The sequence below is a fragment of the Intestinimonas sp. RTP31139st1_F5_RTP31139_211217 genome, from assembly GCF_040226735.1.
GTDB classification, from domain to species: Bacteria; Bacillota; Clostridia; order Oscillospirales; family Oscillospiraceae; genus Intestinimonas; species Intestinimonas butyriciproducens.
Genome location: NZ_JBCOAQ010000061.1, coordinates 1 through 9,555, shown reverse-complemented (window position 1 = coordinate 9,555; position 9,555 = coordinate 1). Strand labels below are relative to the sequence as shown.

The 9,555-nt window shown below is 63.7% G+C and carries 8 protein-coding genes and 1 riboswitch; of the genes, 1 reads left to right on the top strand and 7 read right to left on the bottom strand.

What is annotated here, in order from left to right; translation table 11 throughout:
* Positions 1–13 precede the first annotated feature (13 nt).
* The 7 genes from uvrA to pyrE all read right to left on the bottom strand — a co-directional run bounded on the left by uvrA (position 14) and on the right by pyrE (position 7,828).
* Positions 14–2,839 carry an excinuclease ABC subunit UvrA gene (uvrA, locus tag ABUA09_RS17405; RefSeq protein ID WP_349949572.1) on the bottom strand — a complete coding sequence of 942 codons (2,826 nt, stop codon included), beginning with the start codon at positions 2,837–2,839 and terminating at the stop codon, positions 14–16.
* A gap of 46 nt (positions 2,840–2,885) precedes the next feature.
* A complete protein-coding gene (locus ABUA09_RS17400; RefSeq protein ID WP_195614420.1) occupies positions 2,886–3,659 on the bottom strand; it encodes a DUF6199 family natural product biosynthesis protein in 774 nt (257 codons plus the stop codon).
* A 14-nt stretch (positions 3,660–3,673) separates the two neighbouring features.
* Positions 3,674–3,973, bottom strand: a complete 300-nt coding sequence (locus ABUA09_RS17395; protein ID WP_195417248.1) for a TIGR04076 family protein — start codon at positions 3,971–3,973, stop codon at positions 3,674–3,676.
* Positions 3,970–4,146, bottom strand: coding sequence for a hypothetical protein (locus ABUA09_RS17390; protein WP_279204539.1), 177 nt, complete (start codon positions 4,144–4,146; stop codon positions 3,970–3,972). Before ABUA09_RS17390 ends, ABUA09_RS17395 begins: the two co-directional genes overlap by 4 nt.
* 157 nt (positions 4,147–4,303) lie before the next feature.
* A complete protein-coding gene (gene uvrB, locus ABUA09_RS17385; protein ID WP_349949571.1) occupies positions 4,304–6,271 on the bottom strand; it encodes an excinuclease ABC subunit UvrB in 1,968 nt (655 codons plus the stop codon).
* 135 nt (positions 6,272–6,406) lie between these two features.
* The gene (locus ABUA09_RS17380; protein WP_195608487.1) at positions 6,407–7,108 is read right to left on the bottom strand and encodes a JAB domain-containing protein; all 702 of its coding nucleotides are present in this window, start codon (positions 7,106–7,108) and stop codon (positions 6,407–6,409) included.
* A gap of 42 nt (positions 7,109–7,150) precedes the next feature.
* A complete protein-coding gene (gene pyrE, locus ABUA09_RS17375) occupies positions 7,151–7,828 on the bottom strand; it encodes an orotate phosphoribosyltransferase (RefSeq protein WP_279204541.1) in 678 nt (225 codons plus the stop codon).
* A 190-nt stretch (positions 7,829–8,018) separates the two neighbouring features.
* A riboswitch (cobalamin riboswitch) is annotated at positions 8,019–8,139 on the top strand.
* A 179-nt stretch (positions 8,140–8,318) separates the two neighbouring features.
* Here pyrE and ABUA09_RS17370 point away from each other — a divergent pair.
* Positions 8,319–9,431, top strand: a complete 1,113-nt coding sequence (locus ABUA09_RS17370; RefSeq protein WP_227151821.1) for an ABC transporter substrate-binding protein — start codon at positions 8,319–8,321, stop codon at positions 9,429–9,431.
* The last annotated feature ends 124 nt before the right edge of the window (positions 9,432–9,555 follow it).

Below are 9,555 nucleotides of genomic sequence, written 5' to 3'. Positions count from 1 at the left end.
CCCCCCGGCCCGCCTAATTGAGCACGGTCTTCAGGTACTGGCCGGTGTAGCTGGCCTCACACCGGGCCACCTCCTCCGGCGTGCCGGTGCAGACGATGGTGCCGCCGCCGTCGCCGCCCTCGGGGCCCAGGTCGATGACATAGTCCGCCGTCTTGATGACGTCCAGGTTGTGCTCAATGACCACGACGGAGTTCCCTGCGTCCACCAGGCGCTGGAGCACCTCGATGAGCTTGTGGACGTCGTAGGTGTGCAGGCCCGTGGTGGGCTCATCCAGGATATAGATGGTCCGGCCCGTGGCTCGCTTGGCCAGCTCCGTGGCCAGCTTCACCCGCTGGGCCTCGCCGCCGGAGAGCTCGGTGGAGGGCTGACCCAGCTTCACATAGGAGAGGCCCACGTCGTAAAGAGTCTGGAGCTTGTTGTAGATGCGGGGCAGATTTTCAAAGAAGGGCAGGGCTTCGTCCACGGTCATATCCAGCACCTCGTAGATGTTCTTGCCCTTATACTTGACTTCCAGGGTCTCCCGGTTGTAGCGCTTGCCCTTGCAGACCTCGCAGGGGACGTAGATGTCCGGGAGGAAGTGCATCTCGATCTTGATGAGGCCATCTCCGGAGCAGGCCTCGCACCGCCCGCCCCGCACGTTGAAGGAGAAGCGGCCCGGCCCGTAGCCCCGGGCCTTGGCGTCGGGGGTAGAGGCGAAGAGGTCCCGGATGTCGTTGAAGAGGCCGGTGTAGGTGGCGGGGTTGGAGCGGGGCGTACGGCCGATGGGGGACTGGTCGATGTCGATGACCTTGTCCAGATACTCCTCCCCCTCGATGGCATCGTGCCTGCCGGCGCGGACCTTCACCCGGTTGAGATCGGCCCCCAGCTTTTTGTAGAGGATCTCATTGACCAGGGAGGACTTGCCGGAGCCGGACACACCGGTGACGCAGGTGAAGGTCCCCAGGGGGATGGACACGTCCACGTGCCGCAGGTTGTTCTCCGCCGCCCCCCGGACGGTGAGAAATTTTCCGCTGCCCTTCCGGCGCTCCGCCGGGACGGGGATTTTCCGCCGCCCGGAGAGGTAGTCGCCGGTGATGGAGCCGGGGGTGTTCATGACCTCCTCGGCCGTGCCGCAGGCCACCACCTCGCCGCCGTGGACCCCGGCTCCGGGGCCGATATCCACGATATAGTCCGCTGCGCGCATGGTGTCCTCGTCGTGCTCCACCACCAGCAGGGTGTTGCCCAGGTCCCGCAGCCGCTTGAGGGTGGCCAGCAGCTTGTCGTTGTCCCGCTGATGGAGGCCGATGGAGGGCTCGTCCAGGATATAGAGGACCCCCATGAGGGAGGAGCCGATCTGGGTGGCCAGGCGGATGCGCTGGCTCTCGCCGCCGGAGAGGGTCCCGGCGGAGCGGCTGAGGGTCAGATACTGGAGGCCCACCGACTGGAGAAAGCCCAGGCGGCTCTTGATCTCCTTGAGGATGCGCTCGGCGATGAGCAGCTTCTGGGGAGAGAGCTCCAGCCCGCCTACGAAGTCCAGGGCCTGGGTCACCGACATCTGACAGAAGTCGTGGATGCTGATGCCGCCCACGGTGACGGCCAGGGCCTCTTTCCGCAGTCGCTTGCCGCCGCAGTCGGGGCAGGGGCGCTCGGACATGCAGTCCTCCAGCTCCCGGCGCATGGCGTCGGACTGGGTCTCCCGATAGCGGCGCTCCAGATTGTTGACCACGCCCTCAAAGGCCTGGTACAGGGTGCCCTGGCCCTGGGCGCGGTCGTAGGTGAGCTTCAGCTTCTCCCCTTTGGTGCCGTAGAGGATGACGTCCAGCACCTCGGGGGGCAGATCCTTCACCGGGGTGGTGAGCTTGAAGCCGTACTGCTTGGCCAGCGCCTCAAAATACATGCGGGAGATGGAGTCCCCCTTCACGTTGTTCCAGCCCGAGGCGGAGATGGCGCCCTCCAGAATGGAGAGACCGGGGTTGGGGATGATGAGGGCGGGGTCCACTTTGAGCTGGCTGCCCAGACCGGTACAGGTGGGACAGGCGCCGAAGGGGTTGTTGAAGGAGAACATGCGGGGGGCCAGCTCTTCGATGGAGATGCCGCAATCCTCGCAGGCGTAGTTCTGGGAGAAGAGAAGGTCCCGGTCCTCGCTTACGATATTGATGACCACCAGGCCGCCGGAGAGGCCGGCGGCGGTCTCCACCGAGTCGGTGAGGCGGCGGGCGACGTCCTCTTTGATGACCAGCCGGTCCACCACCACCTCGATGCTGTGCTTCCTGTTCTTGTCCAGCTTGATCTCCTCGGTGAGGTCGTAGATGGACCCGTCACACCGGACCCGGACGTAGCCGGACTTCCGGGCGTCCTCGAAGATCTTCTGATGCTCGCCCTTCTTGCCCCGGATGACGGGGGCCATGACCTGGATGCGGGTGGCCTCCGGCAGGGTCATCACCTGATCGATGATCTGGTCCACGGTCTGCTGCCGGATCTCCTTGCCGCACTTGGGGCAGTGGGGGGTGCCCACCCGGGCCCACAGCAGGCGGAGATAGTCATAGATCTCGGTGACGGTGCCCACGGTGGAGCGGGGGTTTTTGGAGGTGGTCTTCTGGTCGATGGAGATGGCGGGGGAGAGGCCGTCGATATAGTCCACGTCGGGCTTTTCCATCTGGCCCAGGAACATCCGGGCGTAAGAGGAGAGGGACTCCACGTACCGGCGCTGGCCCTCTGCGTAGATGGTGTCGAAGGCCAGGGAGGACTTGCCGGAGCCGGAGAGGCCCGTGAGCACCACCAGCTTGTCCCGGGGGATGGTGACGTCGATGTTTTTCAGGTTGTTGGCCCGGGCGCCTTTGACGGAGATGTGGTCTAGCATAGCTCTGTTGCTCCTTTATATCTTTCCACAGGGGAGAAAGTCGAGGTCAAACGATGGAAAAAACGCCGACCAAATAGCCGACCAGCGCGCCGCCGGTGCAGACGATCCAGCCCAGGCGGCGGCCGAACAGCTCCCAGTCGGAGGGCTCGGCCAGTTCCGGGTCCCGGATGAGGAATCCGAGATTCCAGCGGAAGAGCCGGTCGGCAAACAGAATGGAGAGGATGCCGACGGCGGCCAGACAGGTGGCCAGCCAATACAGGGATATGTCCCCCCGGTGCCTGAGGACGGGCGCCAGCACCAGAGGGAGAAGAAAGGAGACCGAAGGCTCGTGGGAGAAATCCATCTCCTGCCCGTCGGGACCATAGGCCTTGCCGCCGGCGTACCAGGAGAAGGAAAAAGAGGACACAGGCGCTCCGCTCTCATCGATCAGCACGGAAATGCCGCCGTCCAGCCAGCCGCCTCGGAATAGGATCTCATCCCCGCGGCGCACCTCCACACCGGTGAGCACATCGGCCATATCGTGGTCCCGGGGGACGGCGCCGGGGTCCTCGACGACGATATAGGGGCCATAGTCGCCGCCGTCGAAGCGGTATGTCACCCTGCCGTCGGGAGAGACCGCAAAGACGGCCTCCTTCCCATCCACCCGGCCGGCATAGAGCGTGGTTTCCCCCTGAACAGACCGGAGCAGCAGGGAGCCGCCGTATTCCACGCCGAGCCGGCCGTTGAGGATGAAGTAGAGCGCCGCAAAGAAAACCGGCATCGCGGCCAGCATCACCAGCAGGACCCTCTGAAACAGGGGGATGGCCCTCCATCTGGACATCACACACGCTCCTTTCAGATCGAGGATACGCCCCCGCCGGCGGGGGCGTCCAGGGGGTCCGTACGTTCGATCCGGAATATATTCAGGGTGTCCACATCCGGGCAGGCGAATACGGCGGTACCCGGTTCCTGGCCGGGGAGCGCGCCGCCGTAGCGCAGGATGTCCACATAGGGGAAGGCCACGTGCATGGCCATGGGGCACAGTTGTCCCCGTTCCGTGTCAAAGTCGAAGCTGTCCCCCACCTTGTGCCCCCTGTGGCAGCCGCAGGGACCCTTCCTGTCGATCAGTGTGATCCGGATTCTCGGCCTTTTCATGGATACGCCTCCTCGTGATAGCGGTCCTCCCGCCACTTGGCCGGGTTTTGGTCCATATATGCCCATATCCGCAGATAATCGGCCTCACTGCGGATGATGTGGTCGTGGAAGCCGCCCTGCCAGAGGTCGTTTTGCATGTCCTGATTTGTAAAGCGCTTGAGGGCGGTGATCATGCGCGCCCCACGATCCGGGACAATATAGGGGCCCTTCTCTTGGTACAGAAAGTGATAAAATAGCAGCCTTCCTGCCCATAGTCATAGTTTGGCAGCCTGTGAAGCCGGCCCATTTTATCACCTCTTTATATGCGGTGGTCCCAATCACAAAATAAAATTACTTCCATCTCAGCTCGATGATGCGGTCGCGGAGGACGGCGGCGTACTTGAACTCCAGCCGCTTGCTGGCCTCCCGCATCTCCTTTTCCAGCTTTTCCACGGCGGCGTCCCGCTCCTTTTTGGAGAGCTTGGTCTTGCGGCGCATGAGCTGCTCGGTCTCCTCCTCTTCGGCGGAGAGCTCGATGACGTCCCGAACGGATTTGATGATGGTCCTGGGCACGATGCCGCGGGCCCTGTTATAGGCGTCCTGCTTCTTCCGCCGCCGCTCGGTCTCGCCGATGGCCGCCATCATGGAGGGAGTCATCTTGTCGGCGTACATGACCACAAGGCCGTCGGCGTTCCGGGCGGCCCGCCCGATGGTCTGGATGAGGGAGGTCTCGCTGCGGAGGAAGCCCTCCTTGTCCGCGTCCAGAATGGCCACCAGGCTCACCTCCGGCAGGTCCAGGCCCTCCCGCAGGAGGTTGATGCCCACCAGCACGTCGTAGGTCCCCAGCCGCAGGTCCCGGATGATCTCCTGCCGCTCGATGGTGTCGATATCGTGGTGCATATACTGCACCTTGATGCCGGCGTTTTTCAGATAGGCGGTCAGGTCCTCCGCCATCTTTTTGGTGAGGGTGGTGACCAGCACCCGCTCCTTCCGGGCCGTCCGGTCGTTGATCTCGCCGATCAGATCGTCGATCTGGCCCTCCACGGGCCGCACGTCGATGCGGGGGTCCAGCAGTCCGGTGGGGCGGATGACCTGCTCCACGATCTGCCCCGCCCGGGTGCGCTCATACTCCCCCGGCGTGGCCGAGACGTACACCACCTGGTTGACCCGCTGCTCGAATTCCTCAAATTTCAGCGGCCGGTTGTCAAACGCGCAGGGGAGGCGGAAGCCGTAGTCCACCAGGGTGGTCTTGCGGGCCCGGTCCCCGTTGTACATGGCCCGGACCTGGGGCAGGGTGACATGGGACTCGTCGATGAACAGGAGAAAATCTTTGGGGAAGTAGTCCATCAGGGTCATGGGGGCGGAACCCACGGGCCGCCCGGCGATGACGCGGGAGTAGTTCTCGATGCCGGAGCAATAGCCCAGCTCCTGCATCATCTCAATGTCGTAGAGGGTGCGCTGCTTGATGCGCTGGGCCTCCACCAGCATGTTCCGGGACTCAAAGAAGGCCACCCGCTCCTCCAGCTCCCGGTAGATCTCCCCGATGGCCTTGTCCATCTTCTCCTTGGGGGTGATGTAGTGGCTGGCGGGGAAGATGGGCAGGTGCTCCAGCCGCCGGACCGGGGTGCCGGTGACCACATTGATCTCGCTGAGACGGTCGATCTCGTCGCCGAAGTACTCGATGCGGATGGCGGTATCCTTGAAATAGGCGGGCCAGACCTCTACCGTGTCCCCCCGCACCCGGAACATGTTCCTCTCAAAGGCGATGTCGTTGCGCTCGTAGCGGATCTCCACCAGGCGCCTGAGGAGCTCATCCCGGGGGAACTCGGCGCCCACCCGCAGGGGGACCATCATCTTGGCATAGTCGTCCGGCTCGCCCAGGCCGTAGATGCAGGAGACGGAGGAGACCACGATGACGTCCCGCCGCTCGATGAGGGAGGCGGTAGCGGAGAGACGCAGCCGGTCGATCTCATCGTTGGTGGCGGAGTCCTTCTCGATGAAGGTGTCGGTGTGGGGGATATAGGCCTCGGGCTGATAGTAGTCGTAGTAGCTGACGAAATATTCCACGGCGTTGTCCGGGAAGAATTCCTTGAATTCGGCGCAGAGCTGGGCGGCCAGCGTCTTGTTGTGGGCCAGCACCAGGGTGGGCTTCTGGACCTTCTCGATGACCTTGGCCATGGTGAAGGTCTTGCCGGAGCCGGTGACGCCCAGCAGGGCCTGCTCGCTCAGCCCGTTCTCGATGCCCGCGGCCAGGGCCGCGATGGCCTCGGGCTGGTCCCCGGCGGGCTCATAGGGGGAGACCACTTTAAAGTCAGGCATAGGTAAGACCTCCTCACAGGCGTAAGATTCCGAAGGGGCGGCCTGCCGCCGCCTCCAAAGAGGGCGGAAATCGTACATCCGTCCGATATTATATCAAAACAAATGTTCTATTGCAAGGGGAAAAGAACCCTCTCATTAAAAATCCGGCACCTCCGCCCCATACCCCTCAAACAGGCCGCTGTCCCGGAGGGAGACCATGTCGTCGTCGGCGAAGATGAGGTGGTCGGAGAGCTCCACCCCCACCTCCCGGAGAACGGCCCGGAGTCTGCGGGTGGTGGTCAGGTCGGCCTGGGATGGGAGGGCCAGGCCGGAGATGTGGTTGTGGGCCAGGATGGCGGTGGTGGCATTTTGAGCCAGGGCGGTCTCCACCACCTTGCGGGAGGTGATGTCGGCGGCGTTCACCGAGCCCTCGCCCAGCTTGTGCACGCCCAGCACCTTGCGCTTGGCGTCCATACACACCAGATAGACCATCTCGTTCCGGGCGCCCTGGCGAAAATAGGGGGCCAGGAATTCCCCGGCGGCCCGGGTGGAGTTGAGGACGGTGCCCAGGCTGGCCCGGTCCCGGTCGTACCGCCCCGCCAGCTTGGGCACCAGCTTGAGAAGGACGGCGGTGTGCTCCCCCACCCCGGGGACCTGCTGGAGGGATTCGGGCAGGGCGTCCATGACGCCGGCCAGGGAGCCGAACCGCTCCAGCAGGGCGTGGGAGAGCTCGTTCACGTCCCCCTGAGGGATGGCGTAGCACAGCAGAAGTTCCAGGAGCTGGTGGTCGTGAAAATCCTCCCCGTGGGAGAGAAACTGGGCCTTGAGCCGTTTGCGGTGTCCGTCATGGAGTCCCACGCCGCCGCCCCCTTTCTGAAAGGCCCCGCCCGCCGCCGGCGCTCAACGGGCCCCGTACTCCGCCAGGTAGGTCTCCATGCGGGCCTTTACGGCGTCGTCGATATAGACCTTGCCGTCCACCTCCCGGTTGTGGAGGAAGGCGATGATCTCCCGGACGGTGACGATGGGACAGACGGTGATGCCATAATCCTCCCGGAGCTCGTCCAGGGTGGAGCAGTCCCGGGTGCCCCGCTCCATGCGGTCCACGGAGACGAAGAGGGCCCGGATGGACACATCGGCCACCTGCTGGAAAAGGGCGATGGACTCCCGCACGGCGGTGCCGGCGGTGACCACGTCCTCCACAATGGCCACCCGGTCGCCGTCCTGGGGTTTGTAGCCCACCATGACGCCGCCTTCGCCGTGGTCCTTGGCCTCCTTGCGGTTGAAGCAGTAGGGGAGGTCCCGACCGTAGTTCCGGTAGAGGGAGGAGGCCGCCGCCACCGCCAGGGGGATGCCCTTGTAGGCGGGGCCGAAGAGGCAGTCCACCCCGTCGGGGAAGTGCTTCTGGATGCAGGCGGCGTAGTAGTCCCCCAGCTGGCTGGCCTGGGCGCCGGTCTTGTAGTTGCCGGTGTTGATGAAGTAGGGGGTCCTGCGTCCGGATTTGGTGGTGAAGTCGCCGAAGGTGAGCACGCCGGAGCGCACCATGAACGTGATGAACGCTTCCTTATAAGAGTGAGACATGAGCATTGGCCCCTTTCCAGTTTGTTTCGATTTCAGTCGAAATATTATATCACTATTGAAGGGGGCGCACAAGGAGGAAATGGGGTGGAAAAAGACGCGCGGAAAGGGGCCGGGCCGGGAATTTTTCTTGACAGACCACGGAAGGAGGCTTATACTAAAATATACAATTAAATATACGCTTCTGTTTTATGGAAACCGGTGTAATTCCGGTGCGGTGCCGCCACTGTAAGGGGGAGCCGCTGTGCAGTTAGGACACTGGACCCGAGGGGTCTGGGAAGTCGCACGGCGGCGGGGAACCCGAGCCAGGATACTTGGACAGAATGCCTTGCGTCGTAATCTGACGGACCATCAGAGGACGGAATTTTTTATGCCCGAGATTTCCTGTCGCTGCTGTGCCGACAGGAAATCTTTTTTTGCCTGTAAGCCGCTGCGGGACGCGGGAACGCGCCCTGTGGCCTTACATATTTTAAAACAGAGAAGGAGAACCGACATGAAACGAACCCTCGCCCTGTTCCTGGCGCTGACCCTCAGCCTTTCCCTCCTGGCCGGCTGCGGCGGCCAGGAGGCCCAGAGCACCCCCGCACCCATCGGGACCACAGCGCCCACCGCCACGCCCGACGCCGAAGAGCCCACCACGAAGGTGGTGGTGGACGGCCTGGGCCGTGAAGTGGAGATCCCCTGGCCTGTGGAGCGGGCCGTGGTGGCCAACCGCTACAACAGCGAGCTGATCCGCGCCTGCGGCGCCATTGACCGCGTCATCGCCGTGGACACCAATACCGCCCAGGACCGGGTCTATTGGAGCCAGTTCGACCCTGACAACGTGATCGGCAAGGGCCAGAGCGAGCTGAACTACGAGAAGATCGTGGATCTGGGGGCTCAGGTCCTCATCACCCCTAAGAACGGCACCTATGAGCAGGACCAGGAGATGCTGGAACCCTTCGGTATCAAGGTGCTGGTGGTCACCGGCTGGGACAACGCGGACCTGGTCAACCAGATCGAGGCCGTGGGACGGATCTTCGATGTGGAGGAGAAGGCGGCCGAGCTCAGGGCGTTCTATGAGGAGAACCAGCAGAAGCTGGACGCATGCCTGGCCAACGTGACCGAGAAAAAGACCGTCTACTGGGAGTACGGCGATCCCTACACCACCTGCATCCCCGGCACCTCCAACGACGGCTGGCACAACATGCTGGTCTCCGCCGGGGCCATCAACATTTTCGGCGACGAGAGCCTGGCGGGCAAGGACATCGACCCCGAGGCCATCCTGCTGGCCGACCCCGACCTCATCATCAAGACCAGCTCGGGCCCGGCCCTGAAGAATACCGGCGTGTATACGCCCCCCACCCAGGAGATGTATGAGGAGATGACCGCCGAGATGGTCAGCCGCCCCGGCTGGTCCGACCTGAAGGCCGTCCAGAACAAGAACCTCTACTGCACCACCGGCTTCTGTGCCGGCGGCCTGGGCAAGCTCATCGGCGCCCTGTACACCGCCACCTGGCTCTATCCGGACGAGTGCGCGGACATCGACCCCGACGCCGTGTTCGGCGAGTGGATGTCCATGCAGGAAGTCGGCCCCATCGAGGGCCACGTCTACCGCCTGCCCTGATATGTCCCTGCATGTGGAAACGCCCGGCCCCGCGCTGGGGGAGGAGATCAGGAGCTACCGGCGGCTCAAGGCGCTCTTTGCCGCGGCGGTGGCGGCGGCCACACTGGTGGCCTTCGTGGTGAGC

What these genes read in the sequence shown, in the direction of transcription:
- uvrB (WP_349949571.1), bottom strand. Translation starts at nt 6,271, where the DNA reads ATGCCTGACTTTAAAGTGGTCTCCCCCTATGAGCCCGCCGGGGACCAG.
- ABUA09_RS17370 (WP_227151821.1), top strand. Translation starts at nt 8,319, where the DNA reads ATGAAACGAACCCTCGCCCTGTTCCTGGCGCTGACCCTCAGCCTTTCC.
- uvrA (WP_349949572.1), bottom strand. Translation starts at nt 2,839, where the DNA reads ATGCTAGACCACATCTCCGTCAAAGGCGCCCGGGCCAACAACCTGAAA.
- ABUA09_RS17395 (WP_195417248.1), bottom strand. Translation starts at nt 3,973, where the DNA reads ATGAAAAGGCCGAGAATCCGGATCACACTGATCGACAGGAAGGGTCCC.
- ABUA09_RS17400 (WP_195614420.1), bottom strand. Translation starts at nt 3,659, where the DNA reads ATGTCCAGATGGAGGGCCATCCCCCTGTTTCAGAGGGTCCTGCTGGTG.
- ABUA09_RS17390 (WP_279204539.1), bottom strand. Translation starts at nt 4,146, where the DNA reads ATGATCACCGCCCTCAAGCGCTTTACAAATCAGGACATGCAAAACGAC.
- pyrE (WP_279204541.1), bottom strand. Translation starts at nt 7,828, where the DNA reads ATGTCTCACTCTTATAAGGAAGCGTTCATCACGTTCATGGTGCGCTCC.